The sequence below is a fragment of the Maribacter stanieri genome (genome assembly GCF_900112245.1).
Classification (GTDB): Bacteria; Bacteroidota; Bacteroidia; order Flavobacteriales; family Flavobacteriaceae; genus Maribacter; species Maribacter stanieri.
The window spans coordinates 791,953-807,188 of record NZ_FOYX01000001.1; the positions used below are offsets into that span (position 1 = coordinate 791,953).

A 15,236-nucleotide genomic window follows, 5' to 3' on the forward strand; every position below is an offset into this window, starting at 1 on the left:
TTGATCGCTAAAAAAAGTAAAAAAGCAAGTTTCATTTCAACGCTTCCTAAGAATTTATTTTCTGGATTCGTTGTTTCACTAATAGCGCTTCCTTTAGGTTTAGGACTGGCTCTTGCTAGTGAGGCTCCTCCTATTTCAGGTATTATAGCCGCTGTAGTTGGTGGTGTGGTCGTTGCGCTGTTAGGAGGTTCTAATGTAACTATAACCGGACCAGGCAATGGTTTAGTAATTGTTCTGTTGGGAGCTATTACAACGTTAGGGGGCGGAGATCTCTATGCGGGATATCTATTTACACTTGCTGCCATTGTTTTCTCTGGAATATTGATGCTTATTTTAGGTTTTCTAAAAATGGGACGATTAGCAGATTTTTTTCCGGCATCTGCTATTGAAGGTATGCTAGCAGCAATTGGGTTGGGTATATTGGCCAAGCAGTTTCATATAATGATTGGGCATAATAATGAACATGGTAGTATAGTTCAGCTTTTAATGCAGATTCCCGAAGGCTTAATAGATCTCTATCAAAACTTTCATATAGAAGAATTTATAGCTGCAATTATTGGTGTAATTGCACTTTTAATTATGGCAAATTATTCTAAAATTAGAAACAAGTATCTACACTTGATTCCCGCTCCTATGTGGATTCTAATCCTATCCGTAAGCTTTAGTTATATTTTTGTGTCGTTAGACTTACCATACCCATTAGAAGATAAGTTTTTGGTTAATATCCCAGATAACGTATTATCTAATTTGGCTTTTCCAGATTTTTCAAAAGCACTGGAAATTGATTTTATAATGACTGTTTTTGCTATTACCCTTATTGCCAGTATAGAATCTTTATTAAGTATAAAAGCTGTTGATAAACTAGACCCTGAAAGAAGACGATCTAATGTAAATAAAGACCTTAAGGCACTTGGTTTAGCTACTTCTCTTAGTGGTTTGGTGGGTGGTTTAAATGTCGTTACCGTTATTGCCAGAAGCTCAGTAAACGTAAATAACGGAGCAACCAATAGGTCTGCCAATATTTTTCATGCACTTTTCTTAGTCATTTTCGTATTGCTTTTTCAAGACCAATTAAGACGTATACCATTGGCTGCTTTGGCAGCGATACTAGTATATACCGGTTATAAACTTGCTACGCCAAAAAACCTACAAAAAATTGCTCTTATAGGTAAAGAGCAGATTATTATATTTTTGGCTACACTACTAACTACGCTGTTTACCAACTTAATAACGGGAATTGCAATAGGTATTTTAGTTACGTTTATTATACATGTAGTTTTAAATAGAAGTATCTCCCTTTTTGTAAATCATCTGGCCAAACCAAACATATTAATGTTCAAGGAAAAGGACGCTGGCAACTACTATATAAGCATTAAGTATTTTGCCACTTTTCTTAATTTTTATAAACTAAAAAACAAGCTAGACATTATCCCAGAGAACGAAAATGTAATCTTAGACTTTTCTTTATGCAGTTTTGTAGATCATACAGTTATGGAAGGATTAGAAAACTACGTAGATACGTTTAGTAAAAAAGAGGGAAGCATTGAAATTATTGGACTTGACAAGCATGGCGCAGACTCTAAACATCCCTTTGCTATTCGTAAATTATTACCGTTTAGTAAACTTGGTTCCATTGAAAAATACTTTACCAAAAGGCAACGATTATTAAAAACATTGGCCCAAGAATACAAGTGGTCTTATGAGCCAAAAAGGTCAGATAAAACTAAGTTTTTAAATAAATTCATATTCTTTAAAAACAGAAGAGTTCCTTATTTCTACAATAGTTTTTATGATGATTCTAAAACCTTTCATCTATTTGATGTAGAGTTTAATGAAGGGGAGTTTATCGCCAAAGAAATTGTTAAAACCACCATTTTACATATTAAATTAAAGCAAACTATACCTGTATTTTCCTTGGACAAAGAAGGCCTTTTGGATTTTGTATATGGAATGGCAGGATTTGAGGATATTGAACTAGAAAACCATCCGGATTTTAACAAGCGTTTTTTCTTAAGCGGTGAGCATAAAACAGATATTCAAGATTTATTTACAGACGAGTTAATTCTCTTTTTAGAAAGTAACCCTTATTACCATATTGAAACCAATGGTAATTCTATTCTGATCCTAAAGAAAGAGCGATTACTAAGCGTTAAGGAGATTAAGGCTATGCTTTACTTTGGAAAACAACTTAATCTACTATTATCTGAGAGTGTTTCTATATAAATGTAGAACAAAATAAAAGCAATTATTTAAATGATTTTGAGTGCTTAAGAAGTACTTTATTAATATCAATTTATGAGTATTGAACAAGTGTCTAAACTTTATAAAATCATAACCCTCTAATATACAATTCTTAAGTGTTTTTCTTACACTACTTTTTTATCTTACAAAAGACGAAGAAAATACGCCATTTTAGACAATACTTATTTAACTTAGCATAGCTCCCCAAAGCTCAACCGAATATTGTTTTAGGTAAAATGATTTCAATTGTTATTTATTCTTCTTTTATGGGGAAAGTATGTTGTTATCTACCAAAAACAGCCACACATCTTGTATGGTATAGTAGAATTAAATAATAAACCTAGTTAACCACAAGTATAATTGAAAAAACCAAAAATGTCTGAACCCGAAAAGAGTTCCGTCTTTAAAAACCCCTTATTATATGGTTTTTTAGCGTTTTTTCTTGTGCTCATTATTACCCAGTTCATTGCCTTTCAAAAATACCAACTTCATCAAAAGACAGAAAGACAAGAAATAGAACAAAGAGTTGCTACCTTAAAGGTGGACTTACAGAATGTATTAAGTCAAAGCTTTTACGCCACACAAACTTTATCCTTTATTGTTGGTCAATATGGAGTACCAAAAAATTTCGATAGCGTTGCACAATTACTTTTAAATAGTAACAAAAGTATTGATGCTCTTGAGTTAGTAAATAGTGATGGAGTAATTACCCATGTTTATCCATTAGAAGGAAATGAAGTATTAGGTCTTAACATTTTAAATGATCCAGACAATAAATTTGGAGCAAAGACCACTCTTGAAAAAGGAGATTATTACACCGCCGGACCTATATATTTAAGACAAGGTGGCTCTGGTATTATTGGAAGAAGACCTTTATATAAAGAAGGTGAATTTAATGGTTTTGTAGCAGCCGTTGTACGTTTAACAACCGTAGTTGATGAAATACAAATAGATACTATTAAAGAAGCTCCATTCGCTTATCAACTAGTTAAAATCAATCCAGATAATTCTGAAGAGACCTTTTACGCTTCTCAGGACATTAATAAGAATGAAGCAATATCTGTTCCACTTATAGCAAGCCAAGGAGAATGGAAACTATATGTTTTTTCAAATAACAACAGTTCGTATTCAACATCTATTCTATTTTCAGTGTTAGGCTTTTTATTATCTCTAGTTTGTGGAATTCTGTCTTGGTTTTTGATGAGGCAGCCGGCAAAATTAAACAAACTGGTAGATGAGAAAACAGCACTGTTAAAATCAAGTCAAGATAGATATCGCCTTTTAATAGAAGAGGCTTCCGACTGTATTATTTTAAGTGATTTTAGTGGTAATGTTTTAGACATCAACCCTTATGGGGTTCAAATGTTTGGTTATACTAAAGAACAATTGTTGACCAAAAACTTAAAGGATCTTGTTTCTGCCGAAGACTCAATTCAACTTCCATCTCGTTTTTTTAAATTAAAAGAAGGCAACACCATTCGTTCAGAGCGAAATTTCATTAAAAAAGATGGCACACCATTTTATGGGGAGGTAAGCGCAAAAAAATTAAATGAAAATGCGGTTTTAGGTATTATAAGAGATATTACCGAAAGAAAAGAACTTGAACTAATTGCCGAAGAAAATTTAGCGAAATTCAGTAAAGCTTATAATAATCGTTTTGTAGGTATGGTCATTAAAGACCACAATAACCGTTTTGTAGATGCTAATTCTTATTTTTTAAATTTAACGGGTTACACGTTAGAGGAAGTAAGAGGTAAAACAATTTCAGAATTAGGTTTAATGAATTTTGAAGAAGCACTTAAAAAGAATCCTAATCTAAATGTCTTTACAAATTCCAACCAAGTAGATAAAATAGAGGTTGAATTTACGGCCAAGAACGGTAAAAAACTTCATTTAGTCACCTCTATAGAACCATATGAATATTTAGGCACAAAATTTAGCTTAAGAACTTATATAGACCAAACGGAGGCTTATAATGCAAATTTAGCTACACTACAAAGCGAGAAAAAATATAAACAGTTTACAGAACGAATTTCAGATGCTTTTGTTGCTTTTGATAATGAATGGAATTTTGTTGACATCAATGCAAAGGCGGCCAAAATCGTTGGCATGGATGTTAATGAAATGCTAGGGAAGAATGTTTGGGACGAGTATCCAGATTTTAAAAACACAGAAGCTTATGCCATGTTCAAAGGTGCAATGGCAAGGCAGGTTTACACTTATTTTGAACAATATCATCCCAAAACAGATCGGTGGATTGAAAATCACATTTATCCCTCCACAAACGGATTATCGATATATTTTAGAGACATCACCCATAGAAAAAAAGAAGATCAGGAAAAACAAAAACTTATTTCTGTAATAGAAAATAGCCCTGGGTTTATTGGTTTGGCCACTATAGATGGCAAACCCATTTTTTTAAATGATGCTGGTAAAAAACTGATTGACTTACCATGCGATTTCGATATAAAAAATGCCACAATACATGATTTCTTCGCAGAGGAGTATAAAGATGTTATAACGAATGAACACCTACCTACCATCATGAAAAAAGGATTGTGGACCGGTGAAGTTCCCCTTAAAAATTTAAAATCTAAAAAAACAATTCCTCTAGAATTTTCGGGTTTCATAATAAAAGATAAAACTACTAATGAACCCATAGGTATTGGGTCTATAGGGTTTGATCTTACCGAACGTAAAAAATCACAAAAAGAAATTCTAGAACTGCAGGGCAAAATGAATGCAGCTATTAGAATTGGTAAAATTGGGTATTGGGATTTTGATGTAAAAACAGAAACATTTATTTGTTCCCCACTAATGTATACTATTTATGATATTGCTCCAGATAACGTACTAACAATTCCATTCTTAGAAACAATAATTCATCCAGATGATGTAGAAAAGCACCGCCAAAATGTTAGAGATTTAATAATAGAAAAAAGCACACATGCATTTACATACAGAATAATTGTTACTGATGGTTCTATAAAACATCTGATGGTGGAGGTTGAAGTTATTAGAGATCCAGAAAATATGGCCGTTAACTTTAGGGGTACCGTAATTGATATTACTAAAGAAAAAGAAGCCGATTTTGAGATTATAGAGCTCAAGGACAAGATGGATATTGCCATGCGTATTGGTAAAATAGGGTATTGGGATTATGATTTTTTTACAAAAATTCTTTATTGGTCTCCTAGGTTATTTGAAATATATGATGTTGATCCAGGAACAGAAATAACCTTGTCGTTCGTAGAAACTTTAATACACCCTGATGATTTAGAGAAACACAGTGAAATAGTGTATAATATAAGTGAAGACATTGATAACTATTCCATGTCATATAGAATAATACACAGAGACGGCACAATAAAATATTTGCTTGCCGAAATGGAAGTTGTACGCAACAAAGAAAAATCACCCTTAAAATATAGAGGTACTATTGTAGATATTACTAAGCAGAAAGAGGCTGAAAATGAAATACTATCGCTACAATCCAAAATGAATGCGGCAGTACGAATTGGAAAATTTGGATATTGGCATTGGGAAATGGACACCAACGTTGTTGAATGGTCAAAAGAAATGTATGAAATACATGAAATTGATCCAAGTGTTGTAATGACACCAGAATTGGTACGGGAAACAATCTATTCTGAAGATGTAGGTCTCATGGAAGCTAAAATTGCACAAAAGAAAGACCAGGGCAATTCAACTCCAAGTTTTTATAGAATTCAGCTAAAAGACAAATCGTTTAAATACTTTTTAGCATATTCAGAATTGGTTTATAATGAGAATAACGAGCCTATAACATACCGTGGTACGGCAATGGATATTACCAAAAGTGTATTAGCTGAAGAAGCCCTCAAAGAAAGTCAAGAGAAATTCTCAAAGGCCTTTCAAACAAATTTAATAGGTATGCTAATGTTAGATAGTTCCAGAAGAGTTATTGAAGCAAATGAAATGGCATACACTATTCTAAATACTACTAAAAGCAAGCTTATTGGTAAAACAATGCTGGAGAATAGAGACATTATTGTCAATGAAAATGAGCGTGAAAGATTATGGAAAAAGCTTAATATAGAAGGAGAAATTGTAAATGAAGAATACAAAATTGAATTAGAATGTGGTACCAAAAAAACTCTTTTACTATCTATGACTCCTCTGTATCTTAATGGAAAGAGAAGTTATCTTGTAAATATTTTTGACGATTCTAAAAGAAGAGAAGCAGAGAGAAATTTAGAAAATCAATATTTTGAGCTTCAAAAAACCAACTCAGAACTTGATAGTTTTGTTTATAGTGCCTCTCATGAATTAAGGGCTCCATTATCTTCTGTTCTAGGTCTAATTCATTTAATACAAATGGAGGAAATAGACCCTAAACTTTTTCAGCATATGAACATGATGGAAAAATCAATTGAAAGGTTAGACAGCTTCATTAAAGATATAATTGAATATTCTCGAAATAAACATGTTCAGGTTAAGCTAGAATCCATAAATTTTACTAATTTAATTGAACAATCGCTTGAAAGCTTCTGGTATTTAGAAAACACCAGTAAAATAAATATAGAAATTAGCGTAGATGAAATAATCGAATTTGTATCGGATAGTAAACGAATTTCAATTTTATTGAATAATTTTATATCAAACGCTATTAAATATCATGATGTGAATAAGGTTTCACCTTCAATTTGGATTAGTGTAAAAACGACCAAAAAAGAGGCAATCATTGAAATTAAAGATAATGGTGTTGGTATGGCCAAAGATCAATTAGAAAAGATTTTTAAAATGTTTTACAGAGTCTCATCTAAAGTTATGGGGTCTGGTATAGGGCTATATATTGTTAAAGAAGTAATTGTAAAATTAAATGGTAAAATAGAAGTAAAATCAAAGCTTGGAGAAGGTTCAACTTTTACTTTAAAAATACCAAATGAATCAAGTAGATTATAATATGACTAAGGATATAAATATTTTATTGATAGACGATTCCGATGTGGATAATTTTATAAATAAAGCCATCATTTCAAAAGAGGATAATATTTCTCAAATTACCACTATGACCTCTGGTCAAGATGCCTTAGAATATTTAACAGGTATAGTTGAAAATACCGAAGCTTACCCAGATGTAATTTTTCTTGATATTAAAATGCCAGGCATGAATGGGTTCGAGTTTTTAGATGAATATCAAAAAATGCCCGATTCAATTACCAACCATTGTAAAATATATATTTTAAGTTCTTCTATAGATTCAATAGATTCAGACAAGGGAAAACAATACCCTGTCGTTAGAAAACATTTAACTAAACCATTGGCTCATCATCAAATAGGGAATTTACTTGCAGAAGACTAATTACTTTAATGTAATTTGACATTGAAGTCCACGTAGTCTTTTATCTTGTTAAATTCAGTTTAGTAAGTACAAAATTAAAATTGTCCTTATAATCTGATGGTTAAATGATAATATCTTCTTAATATTTCTAAGATTACATGCACTTTTATTATTTTGCCCTTTATGAAAATTTATCCCGTTGAAACCGGTAATTTTAAACTAGATGGTGGCGCTATGTTTGGCGTAGTTCCAAAGACCATTTGGCAAAGAACAAACCCCGCAGACGATAATAATTTAATTGATATTGCAGCTAGAAGTCTTTTAATTGAAGACGGTGATCGATTAATTTTAGTTGACACCGGAATGGGCAATAAACAATCTGACCAATTTTTTGGATACTACTACCGTTGGGGAGATTTCAATATTGACTCGTCATTAAAAAAGCACGGGTTTCATAGAGATGATATAACCGATGTTTTTTTAACTCACCTTCATTTCGATCATGTTGGTGGTGCCATTCAATGGAACAAGAATAGAACAGGGTATGAACCTGCTTTTAAAAATGCCAAATTCTGGACCAATGAAAAGCATTGGAAATGGGCTACAGAACCAAACCCACGCGAAAAAGCATCATTTTTAAAAGAAAATCTAATGCCAATGAAGGAGAGTGGTCAATTAAACTTTATTGATCACACCAATGAAAGTTTCTTAAAAAATAGCCTCCTCGGTTTTGATATTCGTTTTGTTGATGGCCATACAGAAAAACAAATGCTACCCCAATTTTCTTATCAAGGAAAAACAATAGCTTACGTAGCAGACCTTATACCTACAGTAGGTCATATTCCTTTGCCATATGTTATTGGTTATGATACAAGACCGTTGATAACTATGACAGAAAAAGAGCTGTTTCTAAACGAAGCTGTTGAAAATAACTATTATCTATTCTTTGAACATGACGCACATAATCAACTTTGTACTTTAAAACATACAGAAAGAGGTGTGCGGTTAGATCAAGTTTTTACATTTGATCAACTCTTCAATTAACATTACACTAATAAACACAAACTATAAACATTTACTAAAAGTTACCCTCATATGACAAACACATATTTTAAATCAATTTTTGCCTTTTCTATTGCAGCAATATTAACTGGATGCGGAAGTACAAAAACTGCAGGTGGAAGCGGCTTGGTACTTACCCCTGTTGAAAACATTGATACAACACCTCTAAAAATTTCCGACTTAACCACAAGCGAGAAAAACAACTGGGGACATTTAGATTTGGTTACCGACACTATACCGGGTATGAGTGTTGATAAAGCATACTCAGAAATCATTAAAAACAAAAAAGGAACAAAAACTATTGTTGCTGTTTTGGATTCTGGTATTGATTTAAACCATGAAGACCTAGTAAATGTATTATGGACCAACACTAAGGAAAAAGCGGGTAATGGTATTGATGATGACGGAAATGGCTTTATAGATGATATACATGGGTATAACTTCTTAGGTGAATCTTACAATGAGCAATTAGAATATGTTCGTATGCTTCGTTTAAATATTGGAGATGCAGCGACCTTGTCTAAAGCGAAAGCAAAACTAGACTCAAAATATAATGAAGCATTACAAGGTAAAGAGCAGTATGAATCTATATACCAAGCTGTAAAAAATGCAGATGCAGACGTTCAAAAGTATTTAAAGAAAGATGTTTATACCAAACAAGATTTGTCTAGCATAAAAGCAACAGATGAAGCTATGCAACGTAACGTTGCCATATTAAATCAAATGTTCGGAATTAAAGAAACTATTCCAGATGTACTTAAAGATTTAAAAAATGGGCTTACTTATTATACAGAACAACTTAATTATAATTTAAATAAAGATTTTAATGGTAGAGAGCCTGTAGGTGATGATGCCTATGATATTACCGATGTTAATTACGGAAATGGAAACCCTATGAACAGGGTTGATGATGAAAGCCATGGTACCCACGTAGCGGGTATTATAGCCGCAGAACGTAATAACGGTAAGGGTGTAAACGGGGTTGCCAATAACGTTGCAATTATGAGTATAAGAGCTGTACCTAATGGTGATGAATACGATAAAGATATTGCAAGAGGTATTAGATATGCTGTGGATAATGGCGCTCGTGTAATAAATGGTAGTTTCGGAAAATCTTTTTCACCGAATGCAGAATGGGTTAATGAGGCTATAAAATATGCAGCAGATAACAATGTGCTTTTTGTTCATGCGGCTGGTAATGATGGCGCTAATTTAGATGATCCTATCAATGCAAATTTTCCTAATGATCAAATAAATAACGGACCAGAAATTGCCGACAACGTAATAACAGTTGGTGCTTTAAATCCTAAATATGGTTCTGAATTGGTGGCTAGCTATTCTAACTACGGTAAAATAAATGTTGATGTTTTTGCCCCGGGTACAGATATCTATTCTACTTACCCAAATAATGAATATGAATATTCTCCTGGTACTTCTATGGCTGCTCCTGGTGTTGCCGGTATTGCCGCTTTAGTTATGTCTCAATACCCAAGCCTAACGGCTGCTCAGGTTAAAAAAATAATTCTACAATCTGGTTTACCTATAAAGTCAAAAGTTGTTTTAGGCTCAGCGGGTAACAAAAGCGATACATTAGATCAAATATCTACATCTGGTAAAATTGCAAACGCATACAATGCATTGGTTCTTGCAAGTAAAGTAGCTGCAGGACAGGTAAAATTATAATAATTACACAACTCACATGACTAAATCATTTTTTACATTATTTACGGTATTATTTACAGTTGGATTGTTTGCTCAGAATAAAACCGACTATTGGCAACAACATGTAGATTATACCATGGCTGTAGATATGGATGTTGACAATTTTCAATATACCGGTACGCAGACCTTGGTCTATACCAATAATTCTCCCGACGAGTTAAATCGCGTGTATTTCCATTTGTACTTTAATGCTTTTCAGCCAGGTAGTGAAATGGATATTCGTTTACAAACTATTGCAGATCCAGACGGACGAATGATTACCGTAGACAAAAAAAGTAAAATCTCTTTACTTACCGAAAGTGAAATGGGTTACCTACATGCTACCTCATTAACACAAGATGGTAATAAAGTTTCTTATTCAGAAGAAGGTACCATTTTGGTTGTTGATTTAGCTAAGCCTATACCTGCAGGAGGAAAGTCTACTTTTAATATGGAATTTAAAGGGCAGGTACCATTACAAATTAGACGTTCTGGTAGAAATAGTGAAGAAGGTGTTGCCTTATCAATGAGCCAGTGGTTTCCAAAATTGGCTGAATATGACTTTGAAGGTTGGCATGCAGACCCTTATATAGCTCGTGAGTTTCAAGGTGTATGGGGTGATTTTGATGTAAAATTGACTATCGATAAAAATTATACAGTTGGTGGAACAGGTTATTTACAAAACCCAAACGAAATTGGTCATGGCTATGAGACACCAGGTACTAAGGTTAAAAAGCAAAAAGGTAAAACGTTAACTTGGCATTTTAAAGCCCCAATGGTACATGATTTTATGTGGGCTGCAGATCCAGAATACATTCATGATATTCAACAAGTACCTAATGGACCCGTGCTTCATTTTCTTTATAAGGACAATCCTAAAATCTTAGAAAACTGGAAAAAACTTCAGCCTAAAACAGTAGAGGCAATGGAGTTTTTCAATAAGAACATTGGTCAATATCCTTATGATCAATACTCGGTAATACAAGGTGGTGACGGTGGTATGGAGTATGCCATGTCAACACTTATAACCGGTGATCGTAAATTTGGAAGTCTAGTTGGTGTAATGGCGCATGAAATGGCGCACTCTTGGTTTCAACATATCTTAGCAACAAATGAAGCTAAACACGAGTGGATGGATGAAGGGTTTACTTCTTTTATCTCAAAGCTTTGCATGAGCGAAATAATGGATTATGAAAAAGAAAATCCTTTTGAGAGTACGTACAAAGGCTATAGAAACTTAGCTCTTTCAGGTAAAGAACAACCTCAAGGTACATATGCAGATCGTTACGCTCTTAATTTTGCATATGGCATTTCTGCATATAGCAAAGGTTCTATTTTTCTATCTCAACTAGGTTATGTTATTGGTCAAGATAAATTAATGGAAACTATTCGTAGGTATTACGATGAGTTTAAGTTTAAACATCCAGTACCAAATGACGTTAAACGTGTTGCGGAAAAAGTATCTGGCTTTGAATTAGATTGGTATTTAACAGATTGGACACAGACAACAAATACTATTGACTATGCAATTAAAGAAGTTGCAACATCAGAAAATACTACCAAAGTTACCTTAGAGCGTGTTGGTTTAATGCCAATGCCTATGGATATTTTGGTTGTTTACAATGATGATACAAGAGAAACTTTTTATGCGCCGTTACGTATGATGCGCGGAGAAAAAGCAAACCCATATGATGGTATTGAAAGAACGGTTATAGAAGACTGGGCCTGGGCTTACCCTACCTACGATTTTGTAATCAATAAACCAATGTCTTCCATAAAAGCAATTGTTTTAGATCCTTCTCAGTTAATGGCAGATGTGAATTTAGAAAATAATGTTTGGCAAGCAGAATAGTATCTTCTTCTAAAGTTTTAGATATTTATGCCCCCTTATTGGGGGCAAATTCTTTTTAATATTTATTTTATAATGGATAAATCCTTCGGAAAAAAGGAAAAACTTAAAAGCAAAACACTCATCACACAATTGTTTGAAGAGGGTAGCGGTATTTCTGTATATCCGTTGAAATTAATTTATCTATCCGTAGAGAATATTGAAGTACCAATTAAAACCGGGGTTACAGTTGCCAAACGTAATTTTAAAAGTGCAGTAGACAGAAACAAGATTAAACGTTTGCTTAGGGAGTCTTATAGACTTAATAAAGCACAGGTTTTTAACAATACAGATGCAAACTTTGCGTTTCTATTTTTATACCTTGGTAAGGATATGCCCACCTTTGAGCAGTTAGATCATAAAATGAAGCTCGTTTTAAACAAGTTTAAGCTACAGATTGATGAAAAAAATAATAAGTAAAAAAGTACTTGTACCCATAATTGCCATTGCCTTTCTATTTATTGGAAGTAGTTATAAAAGTGACTTTTTTGAAATAGCTAAACAGATTGAAATCTTTACCACCCTGTTCAAGGAATTGAACATGAATTATGTGGATGAAACTAACCCGGCAGAATTAATGGATACAGCCATTAAAAATATGCTAGAGGAATTAGATCCTTATACCAAATTTTTAAACGAACAAGACGTAGAGACTTACCGAATAAATAATGCGGGAGAATACTCTGGTATTGGCGCAATGGTACGTTCTTTTGACGATAAATTACTAATTATTGAACCACACCAAGGTTACCCGGCAGATAAAGCTGGTTTAAAGGCCGGTGACGAAATAATACAGATTGGAGATATCAAGGTAGCCGATTTTGAAAATAATGCCAGTGAGCTTTTAAAAGGGGCTAATGGCTCTACGGTCAATGTAACATACAAAAGACAAGGGAAAATTAATTCTACAAGTATTACCCGTGAAGGAATAGAGGTAGATGCAGTTCCTTTCTTTAAAATGATCGACAACAAAACCGGATACATTGTTTTGGCCAAGTTCAATGCCAAAGCTACAGAGCAAACAAAATCTGCCCTATTAGACTTAAAAGGAAAAGGTGCCGAGAAAATCATTTTAGATCTAAGAGGCAACCCTGGCGGATTATTATCTGAAGCTATAAATGTTACTAATCTTTTTGTTCCAAAAGGAGAGTTAGTGGTTACCACAAAATCTAAGGTCAAGAAATTTAATCGTGAGTATCATACCAACAATCAACCTGTAGATGAAGAAATTCCATTAGTTGTTTTAGTAAATGGTAGTAGTGCTTCTGCCAGTGAAATTGTTTCTGGTAGTTTACAAGATTTAGATAGAGCAGTAATTATGGGTGCCAGAAGTTTTGGAAAAGGCTTAGTACAACGCCCTCTTAAATTAACTTATGGTACACAATTAAAAGTTACTATTTCTAGATACTATACCTCCTCTGGTCGTTGCATACAATCGTTAGATTATTGGAACAGGGATGATAGTGGTAACGCCGTTCGCAATACTACTTTTAATGATTTTACAACCCGTAACGGTAGAAAAGTACAAGATGGTGGTGGTATTTTACCAGACATAGAAGTAGCAACTTCCAAAACCAACGACCTTACTTTAGCATTGCTACAGAACAATGTCATATTCGATTATGCTACCAATTATCATTATGCTCATAATTTAAATAACGTAACAGATTTTAAATTCTCTGATTCTGATTTTAATGAATTTAAAAATTATGTAAAGCAAAGTAGTTTCTCTTTTGAAACCAAGGCAGAGCAGGCAATTAAAAAGGCACTCTCAGGGGATGAAAACGACTTTTTAGGTTCTGATGTAAAGGATAGTTACAAAACCTTGTTAGCGAACATTGAAAAAGGTAAAATAAATGCGTTAGATAAGTACCAGAGCGAAATACAAAAGAATCTAGAAGATGAAATCGTAAAACGTTATTTCTACAGAGACGGTCTTTATCAATATTACTTAAATAATGACGACGCTATTCTAGCGGCTACAGAATTATTAAGCAACAATTCTAAGTATAGCGCTATTTTGAAATAGTTTACTTTACTTAATTCTTAAGTGACCGATCTAATTATAGGTACATGCTTTTGTATCTGAAACCTGGTAATACTCCTTATAATTACTTGCTTTTGGATCAGTGCACCCCTTTAGATTCCTGATTTTAATATCTCTAAAATCAATTGGCTGACCTTCACTTTGTAAAGCAATAAAACCTTCTTTCAAAAGCTTACCATCTTGTTTCATTTTAGGATCATAACCATTTGCTACCTCACCCCCAATTTGTGGATTTGTGTATTCTAACACTGTTTTACCATTAATGATGTGCTTAACTAACGAATCGTGATAAACTACTAACTCTGCTGTTACCCACTGATTCCCATAATACGTATCAGAAGTTGAATTGATACAATGTCTAGGATCAATTTTACCTTCAAAAACTACATCGGTACCTGGTGAACACATATTACCGGTTGGGCGTTCTTTACCCTCTTCTATACCTGCTAAAAACTGTATTTCTACACTTATAGGCCAATCTTGTTCTTTCAACATTGTCCGTGGGTCTTGCGAATGAAACATTACACCGCTATTCAAAATGGTATACTCTGGTGCGCCAGTATATAATTCCCCAACAAATCTATATTGTACCGTAAAATGAAAATCTGAAAAGGGTTTATCATAGTATAAATGTGAAAACCTATTATTAAAATCTCCCTCATATTTATCATATCTCACTTTCACCATATCATCTTCAGCGCGAAAGGTATCTGCATAATTATCCCCAACTTCATAGTGGTGAACTTTTGTTGTCCATCCGTTTAAATCATTTCCGTTATACATGGTTTCCCATCCATCATTTGTTTCTTGAGAATTGATAACTCCGCATCCTAATAACAATAAAAGAGAAGCGCCTAGTACTTGCGATTTAAGTTGTTGTTTATTCATGTTGATGGTGTTTAGTTGAATTATCAAGAAAGGGAACTGAGGTAAAAAATACATATATAAATATACTCAATGTTCTGATATCTTAG

General features: G+C 33.4%; 9 protein-coding genes. 8 read left to right on the plus strand and 1 reads right to left on the minus strand.

All coding sequences use genetic code 11. From position 1 onward, the window contains the following. From BM296_RS03550 to BM296_RS03585, 8 genes are all read left to right on the plus strand, one after another. The gene (locus BM296_RS03550) at positions 1–2,223 is read left to right on the plus strand and encodes a SulP family inorganic anion transporter (RefSeq protein WP_394365292.1); all 2,223 of its coding nucleotides are present in this window, start codon (positions 1–3) and stop codon (positions 2,221–2,223) included. A gap of 378 nt (positions 2,224–2,601) precedes the next feature. After that, positions 2,602–7,185 (plus strand): PAS domain S-box protein, encoded by a 4,584-nt coding sequence (locus tag BM296_RS03555; protein ID WP_218157856.1) that lies wholly within the window; start codon positions 2,602–2,604, stop codon positions 7,183–7,185. Continuing rightward, positions 7,166–7,585, plus strand: coding sequence for a response regulator (locus BM296_RS03560; protein WP_091901492.1), 420 nt, complete (start codon positions 7,166–7,168; stop codon positions 7,583–7,585). Before BM296_RS03555 ends, BM296_RS03560 begins: the two co-directional genes overlap by 20 nt. 162 nt (positions 7,586–7,747) lie before the next feature. Next, positions 7,748–8,608, plus strand: coding sequence for an MBL fold metallo-hydrolase (locus tag BM296_RS03565; RefSeq protein ID WP_091901494.1), 861 nt, complete (start codon positions 7,748–7,750; stop codon positions 8,606–8,608). 51 nt (positions 8,609–8,659) lie between these two features. Beyond that, positions 8,660–10,309, plus strand: a complete 1,650-nt coding sequence (locus BM296_RS03570; RefSeq protein WP_091901495.1) for a S8 family peptidase — start codon at positions 8,660–8,662, stop codon at positions 10,307–10,309. A gap of 16 nt (positions 10,310–10,325) precedes the next feature. Then, positions 10,326–12,179, plus strand: coding sequence for a M1 family metallopeptidase (locus BM296_RS03575; protein ID WP_091901497.1), 1,854 nt, complete (start codon positions 10,326–10,328; stop codon positions 12,177–12,179). Positions 12,180–12,251: 72 nt separating this feature from the next. Further along, positions 12,252–12,635: a ribonuclease P protein component gene (gene rnpA, locus BM296_RS03580; protein ID WP_091902940.1), complete on the plus strand. Its 384-nt coding sequence runs from the start codon at positions 12,252–12,254 to the stop codon at positions 12,633–12,635. Further along, positions 12,616–14,244: a S41 family peptidase gene (locus BM296_RS03585; protein WP_091901499.1), complete on the plus strand. Its 1,629-nt coding sequence runs from the start codon at positions 12,616–12,618 to the stop codon at positions 14,242–14,244. Before rnpA ends, BM296_RS03585 begins: the two co-directional genes overlap by 20 nt. Before the next feature lie 30 nt (positions 14,245–14,274). Here BM296_RS03585 and BM296_RS03590 read toward each other — a convergent pair whose 3' ends face one another. Further along, positions 14,275–15,150 (minus strand): 3-keto-disaccharide hydrolase, encoded by an 876-nt coding sequence (locus tag BM296_RS03590; RefSeq protein WP_091901501.1) that lies wholly within the window; start codon positions 15,148–15,150, stop codon positions 14,275–14,277. Positions 15,151–15,236: the final 86 nt, after the last annotated feature.

Excerpts from the sequence above, each read along its gene's own strand:
- BM296_RS03570 (WP_091901495.1), top strand. The coding sequence starts at position 8,660 with ATGACAAACACATATTTTAAATCAATTTTTGCCTTTTCTATTGCAGCA.
- BM296_RS03590 (WP_091901501.1), bottom strand. The coding sequence starts at position 15,150 with ATGAATAAACAACAACTTAAATCGCAAGTACTAGGCGCTTCTCTTTTA.
- BM296_RS03585 (WP_091901499.1), top strand. The coding sequence starts at position 12,616 with ATGAAAAAAATAATAAGTAAAAAAGTACTTGTACCCATAATTGCCATT.
- rnpA (WP_091902940.1), top strand. The coding sequence starts at position 12,252 with ATGGATAAATCCTTCGGAAAAAAGGAAAAACTTAAAAGCAAAACACTC.
- BM296_RS03560 (WP_091901492.1), top strand. The coding sequence starts at position 7,166 with ATGAATCAAGTAGATTATAATATGACTAAGGATATAAATATTTTATTG.
- BM296_RS03565 (WP_091901494.1), top strand. The coding sequence starts at position 7,748 with ATGAAAATTTATCCCGTTGAAACCGGTAATTTTAAACTAGATGGTGGC.
- BM296_RS03575 (WP_091901497.1), top strand. The coding sequence starts at position 10,326 with ATGACTAAATCATTTTTTACATTATTTACGGTATTATTTACAGTTGGA.